The sequence below is a fragment of the Aureispira anguillae genome, assembly GCF_026000115.1.
GTDB lineage: Bacteria > Bacteroidota > Bacteroidia > Chitinophagales > Saprospiraceae > Aureispira > Aureispira anguillae.
Map to the genome: position 1 here is coordinate 6935526 of NZ_AP026867.1, position 18323 is coordinate 6953848.

The window sequence follows — 18323 nt, forward strand, 5'->3', positions numbered from 1 at the left end:
GTATTTGATTCTTGTCATTTTTTTGCGTATAATTGAAGCTGTGTTACAATAATATGCTACTTTGATGTTTTAAACTAAATTAATGGCAAAAGTACAAAAAGTATTTGCGTGTACCAGTTGTGGTACGACTTATTCTAAATGGGCAGGGCAGTGTAGTGCCTGCGAAGAGTGGAATACCATTCAAGAAGAGATTGTTGTTAAAGAGAGTCCTAAACAAGAGGCTAAAAAAATGTGGCGGAAGGGGACTAAGAAGGAAAAGCCTCGTCCCAAAAAATTGGCTCAAATTGAAACGGGAACAACACAACGTAGAGCAACCCATGATGGGGAACTAAATAGAGTCTTGGGAGGTGGTATCGTGGAAGGGTCTATGGTCTTATTGGGCGGAGAACCTGGAATCGGTAAATCAACCTTAATGTTACAGTTAGCCTTATCCTTGGATGCAAAAGTATTGTACATCTCTGGGGAAGAGAGCGAAGAACAAATAAAAATGCGTGCCAATCGTCTGGGAAAAACACCAGAGCATTGTTATATCATGTCTGATACTAGTTTGGCGAATGTCTTGATGCAGGCACAGTTGTTAGAGCCGAATATTTTAATTATCGATTCTATTCAAACCATTACTTCTGCTCATATAGAGTCAGCGCCAGGCAGTGTTTCACAAGTTCGAGAGTGTGCTACAGAGTTTCAGCGTTTTGCCAAAGAAAGTGGTGTTCCTGTATTTATAATAGGGCATATAACCAAAGAGGGAGCCATTGCAGGACCTAAAGTGCTAGAGCATATTGTGGATGTTGTTTTGCAGTTTGAGGGGGATCGAAATTATACTCATCGTATTTTGAGAACGATTAAGAATCGTTTTGGCTCTACTTCAGAATTGGGAATCTATGAAATGCAGGGAATTGGTCTAAGAGAGGTTTCTAATCCTTCAGAGCTGTTATTATCACAGAAAGAAGAAGATTTGAGCGGTTCTGCTATCGCAGCGACTTTGGAGGGAATTCGCCCGATGCTGATCGAGACACAGGCTTTGGTAAGTACAGCCGTTTATAGTTCTCCTCAGCGTTCTGCTACTGGCTTTGATTTGCGTCGTCTGGGAATGTTATTGGCGGTACTGGAAAAACGTTGTGGTTTTCAATTTGCGAGTAATGATATTTTCTTGAACATCGCTGGTGGTATAAAAGTAAGTGATCCTGCTATTGATTTGGCAATTATTTCGGCCCTAATTTCTTCCTTAGAAGATGTGTCTTTGCCTAGTAATATTTGTTTTGCTGGAGAGATTGGTTTATCGGGGGAGATTCGTTCGGTACAGCGAGCAGAACAACGAATACAGGAGGCAAACCGTTTGGGTTTTGAACAAATCTTTGTTTCAAGGTTTAATATGAAAGGAATTGATCAAAAAAATTACGATATAGAAATTATTCCTGTTGGCAAGGTAGAAGAGTTGTACAACATCTTGTTTGCTTAATAGAAAAATAATGGATTGAAGTAAATGCTGTTAAGGGCTTAGCTATTGGCTCAATTGAGTCAAGGAGTCAATAAAATTTTTGAGATTGACCTCAATTGGAGCTTTTAGTCGAATGCGTAGTGTGTCATTTCCTTCAATCCCTTTTACATCAAGCTTTTTGTGTAGCCGAATCTTAAAAAATGGTCTAGCAAAATGAGGAAAATATTGTAAATCTCCTGTCTTACCTAAGGCATGGATTAAATCCGAACTGATGGCTTCTGACAAAAGGAGTTCCTTAACAGAAGAACCATCAAAACAGTCCTCAATATGTTTGATTTGAATTACAGTCATGATGAATTAAATGGTTAAGGTTAATATTTCTTTCATAGCTTGAAGAAAGGAGTTAATTTCCGCTTCTGTTGTAAAAAAAGAAGGGCTTATTCTAACGGTACCATAAGGGGCAGAGCCAATAGATTCGTGGATAAGAGGAGCACAATGTAAGCCTGTTCGAACAACAATATTATAGTTTTGCTCCAATAAATAACCAATGTCTGAAACCTCCAACCCCTGAACAGAAAAAGACAATAAGGTGGACTGGAATGAATAATGCGCCGTATTGGGGTAAGATATAACATTAGGATACTGAGCTAAAAAATGCCTTATTTGGTAAACATAGTGCTGTATTTTTTGGCGAATATGCTCTATTCCTGTTGTCTTAATAAATTTAACCCCTTCGTAGAGTGAAGTGATCCCTAGGTAATTAGGAGTACCTGCTTCATAATAAATAGGCAGGCTGCTTGGTTGATACAAATAATCACTTTTAGAACCTGTCCCGCCAATTTTAAGTGGTTTTAAGTGAAGCCCTTTTTTTATATAAATACCTCCTATTCCAGCGATGCCATACAAAGCCTTGTGTCCCGTAAATGCTAGAATATCAATTTGCATTTCTTGAACATCAATAGGATACAAGCCTGCACTTTGAGAGGCATCAACAATAAACGGGATATTTTTTTTTGCGAGTGCTGTACCGATGGTTTTGAGATCATTAAGAGCACCCGTTACATTAGAACAATGATTGAGAATTACAGCGGCAGTTGTAGGGCGAAGCTCATTTTTTATGGCGTTCCAATTGATTTGCCCAAGAGAATTGCTTGGGACAATACTTAGGTTAATTGTTTGGTTCCGTTCTAGTGTTTTTAACAATCTCAGGACAGAATTATGTTCCATATTGGAAGTAATAATATGTTTACCTTCAAGTTCTAGCCCCTTGATCGCTAAATTTAGAGACTCGGTAGCGCCAGAAGTAAAAACAATCTGCTCGGAATGAGGAACGTTAAACAATTGAGCAAGGATTGTTCGACACTCCTTGCTCAATGAATTAGAACCAGAGCCAAAGCCGTTGCGAAGAGCATGAATCGGCGGAACCATCAATGACGCATTGACCGCCTGCAATACATTAGGCGGTTTAGGAAAACTGGTGGCAGCATTGTTCAAATAAATTAATTCCTTCATGGTAAATTTGCCCAATTCTAGCGATCTTCAGAAGCTTTTGTTACGATAAATTCGCCATAGGAATCACCACATTCTATTCCTTTTATCTGTTGGCATTCAAAAGTGCCAATGGGCTTCCCTTTTGGATCATATTCACCTGCATAAGCAAGTTCCATAAACGCTGCACAAACGCCCCGAATCATATAAGCGCTCATTTTGGGAGAAGCACCAAATTCAACAATATCAGATTCATAGTAATTATAGGCTCGAACGACCATTTTTTCATTGGGTATAAGTTCAACGATTTCGGTATTGGCCCAACCCCAAGCGGTAAAAACGGCAAAGGCACCGTGTAGAATATCTTCGGGGATCTTTTCTAACATGGGCGCAACAACAGCGTTCCATTCATCAGAAGTAATAATCCCATAACCTGTATGATAGCCACATTCGTGAGCGGCATTATAAAGGAGATATTCCTTGTAATACAGCATTTCATCAGACGATTGAGAAGTTAGTCGTTCTGCAAAAGCATTCCAAAAATCGGTTGGTAATTGATTAACGATTACATTAAATCCTTCAATAAGACCATTTTCATCTGGTAAAATGGCTATTTGAGACATTTGATCAATTATTTTTTTTCTATCTATTGCCATTTTATTTTTTTGTTACTTTAAAAATTGAGCTTGCTGCACCCATTACAATACTTTGTGTCTCGAAGGCATTAAAAGAGCCGCTTGGTAGTCCAAAACAAACTTCAAAAAGTGCTTCTATAAATCCTCCTGTAATGTAATTAATTGGTTTGTCGTATTCCCCCCATTTTTTGATCCAACCACTGTCTGTATGAGAGAATGGAAGTTCTACAAGACCACTATACTTACCAATAAATTTTACCTCCATAGACCCAAGACCTAGGAGTGAATAATATTGGGAACCAATGGCAACTTTATCTTGAAGTGTTGTATGGTTGGGATGCTTAGAAAAGTAACTTAAAAGAACCGCTCGAAAACTGTCTCGTGCGCATTCTTTGAGCAGGTCTGTTTCTCCTGCATCTAGCGCCAATTGAGTGTATAAAGAGGTGTAATGATGACAATGTAAAACAGACAAAATACCATTGATATAATGCCTATTTGTTTTTTGATCAAAGTGATGATCGTATTCTATTTCATTTTGTACAACAATAGCCATAGTTAATTTTTATTTGAATTCTTTTCTTAGTTCATTCATTGCTTGATCAAAAACTGCCAACATTTCGGGGGAATCCTCTGTAAGTACCGCTTTAGCACTTGGGGTTTTGGTAATTACAGCAAGCCGTATTTTGGCTTTAAGTCCACCCATTTTTTGGGCTTCGTCGTAGAATTGGATTAGTTTTTCTGCCATAGTTTCTTACTAAATTTTGAGTTTGAGAAATAGAGGTTATGAGTATCTATAATTGATCTATTTGGGGCGATCAATAGGGTAGATAGGACAAAGAGCTATTTATCAAATGTGTAAAACAGATAAAAATAATAATAATATATTAAAAAGTATTATTATGGTGATACTAACGGAATAAGAAAGTGATATAGATGTATATAAAAATAATCTAAGGTATACGGATAAAGTAAAGAGATAGGCCGTATAAGAAGGTTTGCCTATATGTTAAGTTAAAAATAAAAAACCACTTTTTATAAAAAATCATTGATTTTTTATAGCATACAGAACAGCATTTTATACTGGTAAACCCCTTTGGTAAAGGAGGTTTGGGAAAAGGTTAAAAAACAATTAAGTGCTTAAATCAATACTTGTAATTATGGGTATAATGAAAGGGTATATGTATTGATTTTTGAAAATCAGCTTTTTATGTGCTTGGGTTTAACCTGTTAAGAGAGCGCTAAAGAAAAAAATACCCCGAATTCTAATGCTTAAAATTCGGGGTGTAAATTATAATATCATTCTGTTGTGAAAAACAGTATTTTTTGACTTAGAAGGAGCCTCCTATCCCAAATATCAAGCCGAGCAATAAGGCAAATAGGTAAAAAGCTAGAACAACGGCTGTAAGCACGCCAATAAATTTAATAGAAGATTTTAGGTTTTCAAAACCGCTTGTAATCAAATCGGTGGATGTAGTTTCTATACCTTGTTTTACCATGACAGAAAAACGATAGAAATAAAGTATAGGGAAGAAATAGAAGCCAGCAAAGAGCAAGTACATAAATCCGATAAAAAATCCCATTCCTTCAAATGGATCACCAGGTAGGCTAGATCCTGCAAAGGTAATCCCTATTGCTGCCAAAACAAGGAAGCCAAGTGATACAAAACCAACAATAGATAAAAATTTAGCCCATTTACAAGCGGTTAATAAGAACTGTTGTGCTTCGTTACTAATACTAAGCTCTGTATTCATTCCACTGTCTAGTTGATCGGTCAAATTCATAGTGTTTAAGTGTTTTAGAATTTTAAATAAAATAGATTGATTAGTAAAATAACTTATTTATTATAAAAAAATAAATTTTAATGGGGTATATGATGCATTCCGCCATCTAAAACAACATAAGCTCAGCAAATAGAAGCAGCTAACATTCCCCTTGATGGATTGTACGAGATTCCTGAATATTTTAGTGAGTCAACCAAGCTGGAAAACAACGGAATGCAATCCAAAATATTTATTTTAATAAGTAAAGTTGGGCACAACCCTCTGCATCAGACAAAGCATGGTGATGATTTAATTCAATGCCCTTTCTAGCACAACAGGCGCTTAATTTAGCAGGCTTGTATCCTTTTGCACGGTATATTTTGCAGGTGCATTCCCAACGCTTTCCAAGGTTGTAATCGTCATAATCCAAACCATAATAAGCCATAGTTCCTTTCATAACACTTCTGTCAAAAGACTCATTGTGTGCCACGATTGTTTTGCCTTCCAAACGCTTGATAATTTGCGGGAAAAAGTCCAAAAAATTGGCTTGGTTAATCGTTTCTTGGGGTTGTATACCATGCACCTTTATGGTTTGCCAAGTATAAAGATTGCCAGGCGGCTGAATTAAGGTATAAAATTTATCGGTGACGATACTGTTTTCAACCGTAACAAGTCCTATAGCACAGGCGCTATATCTTTGGTAGGTAGCTGTTTCAAAATCAATTGCTACAAAATTCATAGGCATTATTTTTTTTCAAGATAAAAACTTACAGTCTATTCATAATAGCTGAATTAGTGTTGAGAATAAATTGTGGTGAGTAAATCAGAATTAAAAATGGACGCAGGAGAAATGACTTTCTCATCTAGGGGAATAGCTCTTTTAAATCGTTCTTGTATTTTTTTCTGAACGGTTGGGTGTGTTAAATCAAAATCGGATAAGCGGGACAGCTTGCCTAGGGAAAGACCCGTTGCTTCTTTGTAGATTTTCCAAACCAATTCAGAACAATAGATCTTTTCGTCCGACCACTCAAAATAAAGGTCGTAGTGCTTTCCGTTATATCGTTGACCGATACTTTTCATTGTATTAAGTACCGAAGGGGTTAAAATCGTGGTATCTTTTAATCGTTTGACAACATAATGTCCTTTTTTACCTCGTTTGACCCAAGTTGCTAATTGGGTAAGTTGAACAGGTTCGACGGCTTCATAAACCCAATATTCATCGTTTTGTTGATAAATAATCCCTACATGACTATAGGGAGAATTGGTAGCGAGTTGGATCGCTTTGCTTTGGCTAGAATTAGAAGTTTGAAAAATAATATCCCCATTTTTGAATACAGGATGCTTAACCACCAGTTGCTCGTTGGTTAAATGGGCAGTAGTTTCTTCTTGGGTAGAAGTCTGACAACTTAAAAGCCCACCGATAAAAAACAAAGCACAACCAACCAATAGGTTCATTTTAGATTGTATCATATAGATGAATTAAGATGTTCAACACAAGTGGCAGCAGTAGAAAAGCAGCCTTGTAATAAAAAACCACCAGTGGGCGCATCCCAATCAAGCATTTCACCAATGACAAATAAATTAGGATATTGTTGTAGTGAAAAATTAGCCTCCAAAGCACTTAATGAAATCCCTCCAATGGTAGAAATGGCTTCTTCAATAGGTCTTAACTTTTGGATGGGTACCTCCAAATGTTTGATCGCCTCAATAAAGCGTTCAGGAGCCAGATAGACCTCCTTAGTGGTAAACTGTTTGATGAGGGCAAGTTGGGCTTTGCTTAGCTTAAATTCATAGGCGTAGTTTTTGGTTTTTAGACGTTTTCCTTTTATGCGATTGAGTAAGCTTTGGTGAGAATTATGAGGTTTGAAATCGATATAAATAGCATTTTGATGCTTTCTCAATGCCGTTCGTATAGCAGGTACTAGAGGATAAATGGCATTTCCCTCTAAACCATAGTCCGTAATTAAAGCTTCGCCTTTAACTACTTTTTGTCCAATTAAAATTTGTATGTTTTTTAGGGGAGAACCAGCATAAGTGGTCTTAAAATTGGTTGCCCAATCTACCTCTACGCCACAATTGGAAGCTTGGAAATTGATAGTAGGAATCTTGATTTCATCAAAAATAGGTTTCCATTTGTTATTACTTCCTGTTATAGACCAAGAAGCTCCTCCTAAAGCAAAGATATAGGCATCTGCTTGTACAACAATTTTTTGATCTTGGTGTTGGAATATAGGTTGTTGTGAGGCATCAAAACCAATAAACTCATGTAGGCAATGGATCTTTACCCCTTGCTTTAGCAGTTTATCTTTTATCTTTTGGAGAACGTGAATAGGTTTGATTCCCTTTTCGGGAAAAACCCGACCACTACTGCCCACAAAAGTAGGAATACCCAGTTTGTCAAGCCACTTGCGCATTGCTACGCTATCAAATTTTGATAAGGCATCTTGAAGAATGGGATGATTGGTATATTGTTGATAGAGGGCTTTGTCTGTAGCGGCATTGGTCAGGTTAAAACCACCATTTCCTGCCACTAAAAATTTACGCCCAATTGTTTTGCCTTTTTCATAGATATGAACTTCATGCATAGCACAGAGCATTTCGGCTGCCATTAATGCCGCCGAGCCACCACCAATAAGAATAATTTTTTTTGGACGCATGGTTCTAGTTGTTAAGAGAATTGAATTAATAAGGATCTACATCAACGATTAGTCGAATGGTAGAAAATCCCTTTTGAGCTTTTAGATGATTTTGTACATCATTAATTAATTGTTTGGTATAATCTAACTGCTTTGAATTTTTTCCCAATTTTATAATAATGTCACGAATATAATAGGTTCGAATTCTAGAAATACCTGGCGTTGCGGGTCCTAAAATTCGATCTCCTAATTTGGTGCGGAGGCATTCTGCAAAAAACTTAGCAGCTTTCTCTACCATATCAGGTTTTTTGTGTTTTAATTGAACCTTTATTAAGCGATGAAAAGGGGGGTAGCCAAAATCGCTACGTTCTTTTAATTCCCGCTGGAAAAAATTCTGAAAATTGCCCTTTTGGACTTCTTGCAATACAGGGTGATCCATTTTGTAGGCTTGGATCAATACTCGACCTTTTTTTTGCTTGCGACCAGCACGACCACTTACTTGCAACAAAAGTTGAAACGCTCGTTCTGTTGCCCTAAAATCAGGGAAATGTAACATTTGATCTGCACTAAGTACACCCACTAAACCTACATTGTCAAAATCCAGACCTTTGGTAACCATTTGGGTGCCTACAAGAATGTCTACTTGTTTATTGGCAAAAGTCGCAATGATTTTTTCATGCCCATGTTTTCCTTTTACAGTATCCCAGTCCATTCGTGCTACCTTGACATCTGGTAAGTAAATTTGCAGCTCATCTTCAATCTTTTCTGTCCCAAAGCCCTTAATCACTAAACTGTGATTGCCACAGGCAGGGCAAGATTTAGGCAGTTTTCGATGATGATTACAATAGTGACAATGCAAATCATTGCTAAATTTATGATAAGTCAAACTAACATCACAATCCACACAATCAGCAGTCCAACCACAGGTATTGCAACTGTATACAGGTGCGTAGCCTCTGCGGTTCTGAAATAAAATCACTTGTTCCCCATTGCCCAAGGTTTCTTCTATTGCCTTTAATAATTGAGGAGTGAAATGCGACTTCATCCGTTTTTTCTTGGTTTCTTCACCAGCATCTACAATACTAATATCGGGTAATGTTGCAGCACCAAACCGTTTATTAAGTTCTACTAAACCATACTTGTTTTGTTGCACATTATAGTAGGTTTCTAGTGAGGGGGTTGCTGTTCCCAATAGTGTTTTTGCTTGATAGAGGTAAGATAGAAAAACAGCAGTATCTCTAGCATTGTATCGAGGTGAAGGGTCATTTTGTTTGTAAGAAGGATCATGTTCCTCGTCAACAATGATAAGCCCTAAATCCGAAAAAGGCAAAAATAACGCAGAACGTGCTCCCAATATAATGGGAGTACCATGGAGTGAGTTTTGCCAAATTTCTACTCGCTCATTGTTATTAAATTTAGAATGATAAACAATGATCTGGTCGCCAAAATGTTTTTGGAGGCGTTGTACAATTTGAGCAGTTAAGGCAATTTCAGGCAATAAATAAAGAACTTGTTTTCCTTGCGCAATGGTTTCCTCCATCAATTCTACAAAAACTTGTGTTTTTCCACTCCCTGTTACTCCATGTAAGAGCACAACATTCTTTTCTTCAAAGGCTTCTTTGATTTCTACCCGTGCTTGTTCTTGTGCGTTGGACAGTTTGTAATTGCCAATAACTTCACCGTTGTATTCACTCAAACGGCTAATCTCTTTTTTATAAATTTCTAAAATATTTTTCTCTAAGAGTTTTTTTAAACCAGCAGAACTTATTCTAGCTCGATCGTAGAGTGCCGTTTTGGGTACCTCTTCCATTTCTTTGCTCAGTTGAATATAAGCCATGAGTGTTTCTGCTTGGCGAATTGCTTTATTGCCAATGATTTCAAATGCGTCTTTTAGCTTAGTGGAGTCGCTTTGATAAGGTTCCGCTAAGCAAACCATGTCTACTTTTTTGCTTTTGTATTTATTTTTAAGTTCTTCTTTTACAAAAATAAGCCGTTTTTCCATTAAGCTTTTGATGTATGGATAAATCGTCTTTTGATTAATCAATGCTTGGATTTCAGCAATGGATAATTCTACCCGATTAAATAAGGCTTCAAGAATGGTGTATTCCTTATCGTTTAAGGTATTGGTGGCAAAATCCTCTTCTTCAAAATCAGGTCTTAAAACAATTTTTGTCTCACTAGCTAGTTTGAGTCCCGCAGGCAAAGCAGCGTTCATCACCTCGCCCATTGTAGAAGCATAATACTGGCTCATCCATTCCCATAACTTGAATTGTTTTGGGGTAACAACAGCTTCAGTGTCCAATACATTGAGAATGGGTTTGGGAACATAGTTGTCGGGTTCATTTTGATGAATTTGGTAGATCAAAGCAGAATAAAGTTTGCTTTTCCCAAATTGCACTTCAACACGATAACCTACCTGCACTAAATCTTTGAGATGAAGTGGTACACTGTACGTATAAAGTTTCGGTAAGGCAACAGGCACAATTACGGTGACAAATAGTCGTTGTGTCGTTGCTTGGTTGTCATTTTCCAAAAGATGGAGCAGTTGATCCATTGATAATTAGCTTAGTAAGATTGTCTTAAATGTACTTCTTATACGAAGATACGCATAAAATGGATGAAAAAAGTTAATTTTTGGACTTTTTATTACGCAAAATAATGATCTTGTTCACTATTTGATGATTTTTTATTGAAAAAGGAAGCTTAATTTTGTTTCTTTGGAAGCTGAAAGGATAGGGGAGAGAGCAAAAGGCTAGAGAATAGATTACTATTCCAGATCTACCTAGATTAGAAAGTCATCAGTTGCTAGGAATTGTATGGTTACACTAAAGATTAACAAGAAAACAAAAACAATTAACACAGATGTTAATATATGCGCATTATGCCACAACATAAGAAACATGATTCCTTTTACAAAATTTAATAGATACAGCCTGTAATCAATACAAAGATATATGCGTCTAAAATCCCAGATTAATACTAGAATGAGCTCTCCGAGTGTTAAAGTAAACAGATACAATCCCCACGACCAATTACAAAGCTTGTCGTTATTTATATTTCCTCTTGTATAAAAAGTATTAACAAAGCTTTCTTGCCCTAAGAGATAATTCTCTATGAAGCTCTCGCTATGATTGAGCCAATAATACGTTGCCCAGACGAATAAAACAAATAAGCTTAAAGGGAAAAAAACTTCCCTATAGTTATAGGCTTGTTTTTCTTTTTTGGGAGCTTCATTTTCTATAAAAGCCCCCTCATCAAGTATATTATTATTCATTCTTTTCTTTTATACTTCGTTGGTAAATAGGTGGCTATCGTTTTCGTTGCAACTTAAATTTAAAGAAATTCCTATTTTTATTATCCTAAACCTAAAAAAAAAGTCATCCTCGAAAAAATTCGGGATGACTTGTATTTTTTTTAATGCAATAGCGCTTAATGTGCTGTTGCTGCTTTTTTTACGCCCATATTAGGTTTCCCTTGGTTGGCTTCTAGTTGTTTTCTTTCTAAACGCATTGATTTTGTTCTAAAACGCTTTGAGAAAGGAGCTAGAAAATAAGCTTTTATAATGTATCCCCAGAAGTAAGACTCATTTAAGACGGGATCAATTTTGTGTTCCATTTTTTCATGTGCCTCTTTAGCTAAACTCCAGTGCATATTGGCGTTCATATGATGAACCGTGTGATAGCCATTATTAAACAAAAACCAGTTTAGCGAAAAGATATGAGAGGCTGTAATATTACGAGAGTGGTTGTACTCTGACTCTTCATCAGCATGAACATGTTGTACAAAGTTAAAGACAACAACGGTATACAAAGAAGCTTGATGCGGTATAATAACCAAAAATAAAGCAGCTACCCAGTTAAGGTACAAAAACGTACCTACCCAAGCTAATAGCACTACAATCTGAGAAATAAATAACCAAAATTCCTTACGGTTCTTGCGATAACGCTCTTGCAAAAATTCTTTGTTGGCAAGACTTTGGTAGTAATTACTAACAAAAGGATATAACAATAATACCCACAATTCGTTTCGCTCTGTAAAACGGTAAGTTTTTGTGTAATCAGGCTCTTTGTTGTTGTGTTTGTGATGGTTGCGATTGTGTGTAGGAATCCAACCAAATACAGGGGTACCATAAAACAAGGTAATCCAATATTCCATTAATCGATTAAGAGGCTCCGATTTGAATATTGATACATGCATGGTATTGTGTGCGATTACAGAAACCGTTACTGCCATAAATAAATGCCAGATATATAACCCAGCAAATACCAATTTACCCCCTGTCCATAAAATGCTATCGGCATTATTCCAAGATACCCACATGAATGCAAACAAACAAGTGGTAATTGTCATGAATAGGAGTGTTTTTAGATCAGCTTTGTACTTCAACATTTTTAATAAGTTTTGATGATAAGTTGTTTAGATTCTCAAATTCAATTGAGGGCAACCAAAACAAACTTAGTTGAAAATAATAACTACAAAACAGTGGTTTTGCATTTATTATAGAACATTTTTCTTTTACCTGAAGCGTTATTTTGTTTGGTTTGAATTAAAAAAATAGATAATCAAACAAGATAAAGAGGTATAAGGTTTAAAAACAACGCAAAAATAATAAGATTTATACAAACTTTAGCCATTAAGATTGATTTTAATTAATGAGTAGGATATTAAATAGTTGACTTTTAGTAGTATAAACTTTATTGTTATTTGTTTTTGTTTATTTATATATATGTTCAATGAATGAAAATAAACAAAATAGCCCTAGTGACCATCTTATTTATAAGATGAATTAATAGAGGCGCACCCCTATGTTAGCATCTAATATTATATAGCAAAGGGAAAAATAGGAAAGCGAAGCCGAACTAATCTGATGCGGAAAAGGAGAGGTTTAGAAAATGTTTAATTGTTGCTGGACAACATTTGTTCAATAGGGGCATCTATATTTTCGATTTCAAAATTATCAATTTCTACTTTAAAACCGCTATAGTGCGTTGCTCGAATATTTTTGAATACATAACGAACAGCATCTGGGCGCATTGCATTTCTATCAAAAGAGTCTTTCTGATAACTTTGCCTAAAAACCATTTGATTATTAGAATTGTAAGCAGAGAGTTCAAAAGAATGTACTTGGGTTTCAGTTGAATTAATATTGCTCAAATAGGTATAAATAGAATTATAGGATCTATTGGCTCTGCGGTTGGGAGTCTGAGTACCAAAAGAAGGAACAACCACTTCTTTTCCATCTTGGGTCATCCCTTTGATATTGGTATAAGAGATAAAGGCTTTGTTGCCATGGCGACTTCGAATAAAATTTAATGCCTTACTATTTAAAAAGCTGCCCTTTACCTCTTTGATCACCAAAGCGTCTCCATTTTCAGGGATCATAGCAATATCAAATTCAGTAATAACGACCTTACAAACAGCAATAGTATCTGGATGTTGGCAACCTAGTTTAGTTAGGGGGCGAGTCTCATTGCTAGGGCAGTCACAGGAGGTGGCTGTTTTGGGCAAAGCAAGTGCTTGAGAAAAAGAAGGCTTGGGAATGCGTTTGCGTATTTTTAGGGTAAAAATTGTATCCGTTTCTATGATTTGTTGGGCATAAATGGAAGGGCAATAACACAATAAAAAAATCAAGTAGAATACATATTTCATAGGAAGTTGTTTCGTTTAGCACTTAGTGGCAACTAATGATCATCAAAATTGTTGATTCAAAGGAGAATAAATAATCGCCTTGATCTTCGGGTAAACTATTCTTAAGTAAAGCGATCAATAGCCTTAACGGAACTTTAACAAAAGGTTACATTTTTTTAGTTGGCATCTGTTTTTGATGTACTAAAGGGACTAAATAAAGGTTTATTATTAACCTAATAGTTAAAGTTGAAGTTGAGAAAGGAGGGAATTTATTCAATCACTTGGGTGTTATAAATTACATTATATATCTTTGTATAACTGTTTAGTATTTTTTGTTCTTGTATAAGTCAAAAATAAGTAACGATGCAAGATACTTACTTAAATAGCATTGAAAACTTTATTCGGACAACTCTTTTAACCCATTTTGTTCTAAAAATATACAACTATGCAGACATTTGACACTAAATCTTTACCTGTTCCATTAAGAGCAATTGTTGTGCTTATGCAACGCATTTGGTTTGCTTGGTGTTGCTTGGCTACAGTATTGATAGGTCTAGTAGCGCTAATTTGTTATCTGTTTATTTTTAATTTTCTGGATGAAAAAAAAGCCCCCTATGCAGCGTATGTTGTTACCAAATGGTGGGGGAAATCTTTGCTGGCTGCTATGTTGGTTCGTGTAACATCAGAAGGATTAGAAAAGGCAAATCATGAAGGACAGGCTTATGTTTTGGTTAGTAATCATTTATCTATTATAGACATTCCGCTTTGTATGTCAACAGCACCCGTGCCATTTTCTTTTTTGGCAAAACAAGAAGTAGACAAGCTCCCTATTATTGGTTATTTGGCTAGGAATATGCATGTTTATGTAGATCGAAAAAGCAAAGAAAGCCGCCGCCAAACTTTTGCTAGAATGAAAAAGCACATTGATTCAGGACATTCTATTCATATTTATGCAGAGGGGACTCGAAATAAAACCAATGAATTGTTACAGGATTTTTATGATGGAGCCTTTAAATTGGCAATAGAGACTCAGCAACCCATTCTTGCTTTGACGATTTGTGGCTCGGATAGAGTATCAACTCCCAAAAAACCGTTTTTGGGTAAGCCTGCTTGGGTGCATTGTGTTTGGGATGAGCCGATTTCTACGCAAGGAATGACTTTGGATGATTTAGAGCATTTAAAAACCATTGTTCGAGAACGAATTTTGCATAATTTAGAAAGTTATCACGCTACTTATCAGGTTTAGTGATTGGTGCTAAAATAGTCTATTCAATAAAAAAAACAGCACTAAAAATATCCATAAACCATCCAAGAAATGCCAATAAATAGTTAGCAATTCTAAGCGCATTCGTTTGACGGGGTCCGCAAAGTATAATAAAACGGTCATGGGCTCCCGCATTTTGTTGTAGGCGTTGTACAGAAATATGGCTAAAAAAGGAATCCCGCCAGCAATATGGGCAAAATGCAACCCAGAAATCGCATACAAATAGTGTACTCCATTTCCAATGTTATCCCCAATAAGTTGAGTCCGAAAATAAAACCAACCCACTACTTGCGCTCCCATAAAAACAATTGTTAAGAGCATTGTTGTGGTTAGTGCTTTTTGATAACCAGCTGTATTGTCTGCTTTGTAGGCTTTATTTGCCTGGTGCATGGCCCAACTACTTGCCAAAAGAATAAAAGAATTTAGGATGAAAATAGGAGGTAGATAAACGCCAGTTGCACTAGTTTGGGATCGAGTAAAAACGTAACCAATAGAAAAGGCTAGAAAAAGCATGGAGAGACTTAGCAACAATAAAAATAGACCTACTTTTTCTAGTGGAAGTCCAACTGCTGAACGTTCTTGATTGGGCGTTTTTTTACGATTCTTATTCATCCTATTTCTTTGTTTAAAAACTAAATCCCCCCATTTGTTTAAGGTGTTATTGCTAGAACCCTTCTATATATTCCTCTTCTGTATTTTCTCCTTCATATTCAGGTATATCTTCCCATTCTTTGGGTTGAGCCAAGGGGGCAATAATGGGTTGGTTCGCTTCTTTGTTGGTATTTTTAGCAAATTCAGCTCGCAAGGTATTGGTGAGTGCAGGTAAGTTTTGATTTAACTGAGCCTCCAAGAATCGCTTGCTGTGTTTAGGGCCAATTTTGTACGAATAATTTTCGTATAAATTACCATAGATATGGGCATAAATATTAAATAACCCTTTTTGCCGTGCTTTAATAGCCGTTTTGTTGGGGTTGTACTTTTTAAATTTATTGGCAATGACTTGCCCTGCATTAATTTTTAGCTTAAAGTCTAAGTCATGATTAAAACCATATTCTCCACCTACTACTAAATTTAAGGCATTGCTTTGAATAAACATAGCAGGCAGTATAAATTTACCGTGCTCAATCTTAAATTGATTGGTTAATTCTGTAAATACAATGTGCTGTAAATCTCTCATTTTGATAAAACCAGAAAAGCCTTCTAAGAGCTTCAAGTTGATTAATTCGCCATTTTCTACCCGAACATCTGCTACTACAAATAGATCATCGTGCTTAAAGTTTCCTAAAGAATCTAAAAATAAGTTGACTTTGATTAAGGATTTTAGACGACCTCGTAAATTATCAGCGGTTAGTACCTCTTGTCCAAAATTATCGAGTTGTTCCAAGAACTTTTGAATGTCGATGTTGTCGCAATCAAGAAATAATTCTACTCGAGGTTCCTTTTCAAAATGAATTTTACTATTGAGTTCAAATTTCCCATCCATCGCATCTACTTTTACCCCTTTGAGCTGCATGGTACTATTGTTAAACTCTACCTCTCCATTAAAGTTTTGCGCCAAAACATTACCATATTTAAAGTTTACAATATTGGTAATAAAGCTTCCTTTTAGGAAAGAGGTACGATGTTCCCTACTTTCGTAAGTTTCTTTAGTTAGAGAGTCTTGCTCGGCTAGGGGAGCGGCTTCTATTTCCTCTGTAGAATGCCCACTGCCAATGGCCAATAATTCGTCTACATCCATTTTTTGAGCATGCAAAGAAGCTTGAAAGGTCAATTTTGCATTTTGAGAGTTTAGCGAATCCGATAATAAAACAGGCAGTACATTGTGAAATTCTCCATTTAAAACCGCATCACTTTCACTGGTTTTTAGGGTGACATTGCTGACATTAAAGGTGTTATTTTCTAGCGACAATTGCCCCGATTCTATAGTAGCAGGAATGTCATTAACCAGTAAATAAGCCTGCTCAAAATTAATCAAACCATCCAACTGTACTCGTGGGATTCGATACATAGAAATCATATCCTTTAAGCGTCCCTTTAGGGACAATTTGGCGATGTCAAGCCAGCCGTTTCCTTCTGTTACCTGCTCTCCAAAAAATCCGTAGACTGCATTGAGTGGAATTTTCCCATCCAAGCCCATATTAATGGTGGGGTTTTCTAGCCCAATCATTTCCCAACTTAAATTGATGGGTTGATTATTTAAGTGTGCTTGGAAATCAATTAAATTGAGTTTAGCGGTTTGGTCATCAATTCCATTGCCATTGGTGAAGTGTACATCAAAATTTACATTTTTCATACTCCCCTCCATATTAGGGTGGGTAATTCTACCATCCTTAAGACCAAATTTGACCTCAATAATTGGTGCATTTCGTTTGGTCGCAATGCCATTGATTCTAGCATCAAACGATAATTTTCCATTGCTTTGGAATTGCCCTAAGGTTGCTGCGAATTGTTCAGGAATTAGTTGTAATAAAGAACCCAATAAAGCATTTTCGCTATCAAAAACCATATTGTATTCTGTGCCTTTTTCAGCCTTGGCAATTGATCCATTCACCTTAAACTCGTTGCCCTGAATGTATAATTTGATGCGTTCAAAAGAATAAATCTCGGCCGCTAAATCTAAATCCACTGCACCATCATAAGCCAGGTCTGTTCCCTTCATATAGGTGGTCTCTCCAACCGTGATATACTCTGAATACAATTCCGCATAACTCGTCATCGTATGTTTGTTTTCATTCAGAACATTGTCTATGATAAAATCTCCTTCAAAATAAGCGGATTTGGCTTTAACTTTTATGTCATAACTCGATGCTTCATCAACATAATGGATGGCAACATTGGATAGTGTCGCATTCGAAATCGATAAATTTAGATCTGTACTTTCAGAAGTGGTAGCTTTTTCGGAGGGTTTAAAAATATCATAATTAACATTGCCTTTTTTGTCACTATAAATGAATAACGCCCCATTATTGATAGCAATAGAAGTAAAGTTATAATTCCCCATTAATAATCCAAGAGTACTACATTGTAAGGAAATGCTCCCAACATCCAGTAGCTTTTCTTCCTGTCCTCCTGTCCCTTCAATTTGAGCGTCATTTAGATAAACGGCTGCTTGAGGGAATTTCCAAATTAGGGATAAGCTAGCTTCACTAACATGCAACTCTGTTTTTAGTTGTTTGTTGAGTGCCCCAATAACCATTTCGGCAATCTGCTTTTCAAAGAGAGCTGCAACGATAATTAAACCAATTAAGGCAGTTAAGATACTTCCGCCAATAAGTTTGAGTAAAAATCTAAGTCTTCCCTTTTTTCGTGCTTTTTGGGCTTTACTTTTTTCGGCTTTTGTTTTATAATTATCTACTGACATACAAGCTTGCTTATTTTGGGTGGTTATGGTGCCAATGAAATGTTTCGGAAAGTTGAATATGGAGTTTTTGGATTACTCCTTGGTATACTAATCTAAAAGTACAAAAAACTATC

17 protein-coding genes are annotated in these 18323 nt (G+C 36.3%); 2 read left to right on the top strand and 15 right to left on the bottom strand.

From position 1 onward, the window contains the following. Positions 1-82 precede the first annotated feature (82 nt). Entirely contained in the window at positions 83-1459 is a 1377-nt protein-coding gene (gene radA / locus AsAng_RS26960) for a DNA repair protein RadA (protein WP_264790251.1), read from the top strand. Positions 1460-1501: 42 nt separating this feature from the next. Here the strand turns inward: radA and AsAng_RS26965 are convergent, their stop codons facing one another. The 13 genes from AsAng_RS26965 to AsAng_RS27025 all read right to left on the bottom strand — a co-directional run bounded on the left by AsAng_RS26965 (position 1502) and on the right by AsAng_RS27025 (position 13606). Further along, complete coding sequence (locus AsAng_RS26965; protein ID WP_264790252.1) at positions 1502-1789, bottom strand: hypothetical protein; 288 nt, start codon at positions 1787-1789, stop codon at positions 1502-1504. A gap of 6 nt (positions 1790-1795) precedes the next feature. Beyond that, the gene (locus tag AsAng_RS26970; protein ID WP_264790253.1) at positions 1796-2950 is read right to left on the bottom strand and encodes an aminotransferase class V-fold PLP-dependent enzyme; all 1155 of its coding nucleotides are present in this window, start codon (positions 2948-2950) and stop codon (positions 1796-1798) included. A gap of 17 nt (positions 2951-2967) precedes the next feature. Continuing rightward, positions 2968-3582 (bottom strand): hypothetical protein, encoded by a 615-nt coding sequence (locus AsAng_RS26975; protein WP_264790254.1) that lies wholly within the window; start codon positions 3580-3582, stop codon positions 2968-2970. Between the two features lies 1 nt (position 3583). After that, positions 3584-4114 carry a hypothetical protein gene (locus AsAng_RS26980; RefSeq protein ID WP_264790255.1) on the bottom strand — a complete coding sequence of 177 codons (531 nt, stop codon included), beginning with the start codon at positions 4112-4114 and terminating at the stop codon, positions 3584-3586. A gap of 9 nt (positions 4115-4123) precedes the next feature. Further along, positions 4124-4306, bottom strand: coding sequence for a hypothetical protein (locus AsAng_RS26985; protein WP_264790256.1), 183 nt, complete (start codon positions 4304-4306; stop codon positions 4124-4126). A 583-nt stretch (positions 4307-4889) separates the two neighbouring features. After that, positions 4890-5342: a hypothetical protein gene (locus tag AsAng_RS26990; protein ID WP_264790257.1), complete on the bottom strand. Its 453-nt coding sequence runs from the start codon at positions 5340-5342 to the stop codon at positions 4890-4892. A 229-nt stretch (positions 5343-5571) separates the two neighbouring features. Beyond that, positions 5572-6066, bottom strand: a complete 495-nt coding sequence (locus tag AsAng_RS26995; RefSeq protein ID WP_407655310.1) for a 3'-5' exonuclease — start codon at positions 6064-6066, stop codon at positions 5572-5574. Between the two features lie 47 nt (positions 6067-6113). Further along, a complete protein-coding gene (locus AsAng_RS27000) occupies positions 6114-6791 on the bottom strand; it encodes a YiiX family permuted papain-like enzyme (protein ID WP_264790259.1) in 678 nt (225 codons plus the stop codon). Continuing rightward, positions 6788-7978, bottom strand: a complete 1191-nt coding sequence (locus AsAng_RS27005) for a TIGR03862 family flavoprotein (RefSeq protein ID WP_264790260.1) — start codon at positions 7976-7978, stop codon at positions 6788-6790. The genes AsAng_RS27000 and AsAng_RS27005 overlap by 4 nt, the downstream gene beginning before the upstream one ends. 25 nt (positions 7979-8003) lie before the next feature. Then, a complete protein-coding gene (gene priA, locus AsAng_RS27010) occupies positions 8004-10511 on the bottom strand; it encodes a replication restart helicase PriA (RefSeq protein ID WP_264790261.1) in 2508 nt (835 codons plus the stop codon). Positions 10512-10739: 228 nt separating this feature from the next. Beyond that, a complete protein-coding gene (locus tag AsAng_RS27015; protein ID WP_264790262.1) occupies positions 10740-11231 on the bottom strand; it encodes a hypothetical protein in 492 nt (163 codons plus the stop codon). Positions 11232-11386: 155 nt separating this feature from the next. Beyond that, the gene (locus AsAng_RS27020; RefSeq protein ID WP_264790263.1) at positions 11387-12346 is read right to left on the bottom strand and encodes a fatty acid desaturase family protein; all 960 of its coding nucleotides are present in this window, start codon (positions 12344-12346) and stop codon (positions 11387-11389) included. Positions 12347-12853: 507 nt separating this feature from the next. Next, on the bottom strand, positions 12854-13606 hold the full coding sequence (locus AsAng_RS27025) for a hypothetical protein (RefSeq protein WP_264790264.1): 753 nt from the start codon (positions 13604-13606) through the stop codon (positions 12854-12856). Positions 13607-14030: 424 nt separating this feature from the next. Between AsAng_RS27025 and AsAng_RS27030 the strand changes: the two genes are divergently transcribed. Continuing rightward, a complete protein-coding gene (locus tag AsAng_RS27030) occupies positions 14031-14831 on the top strand; it encodes a lysophospholipid acyltransferase family protein (RefSeq protein ID WP_264790265.1) in 801 nt (266 codons plus the stop codon). Positions 14832-14840: 9 nt separating this feature from the next. Here AsAng_RS27030 and AsAng_RS27035 read toward each other — a convergent pair whose 3' ends face one another. Together AsAng_RS27035 and AsAng_RS27040 are read right to left on the bottom strand one after the other, a co-directional pair. Beyond that, positions 14841-15461 (bottom strand): cytochrome c oxidase subunit 3, encoded by a 621-nt coding sequence (locus tag AsAng_RS27035; RefSeq protein WP_264790266.1) that lies wholly within the window; start codon positions 15459-15461, stop codon positions 14841-14843. Positions 15462-15513: 52 nt separating this feature from the next. Beyond that, positions 15514-18210 (bottom strand): AsmA-like C-terminal region-containing protein, encoded by a 2697-nt coding sequence (locus AsAng_RS27040; RefSeq protein ID WP_264790267.1) that lies wholly within the window; start codon positions 18208-18210, stop codon positions 15514-15516. Between the last annotated feature and the right edge of the window lie 113 nt (positions 18211-18323).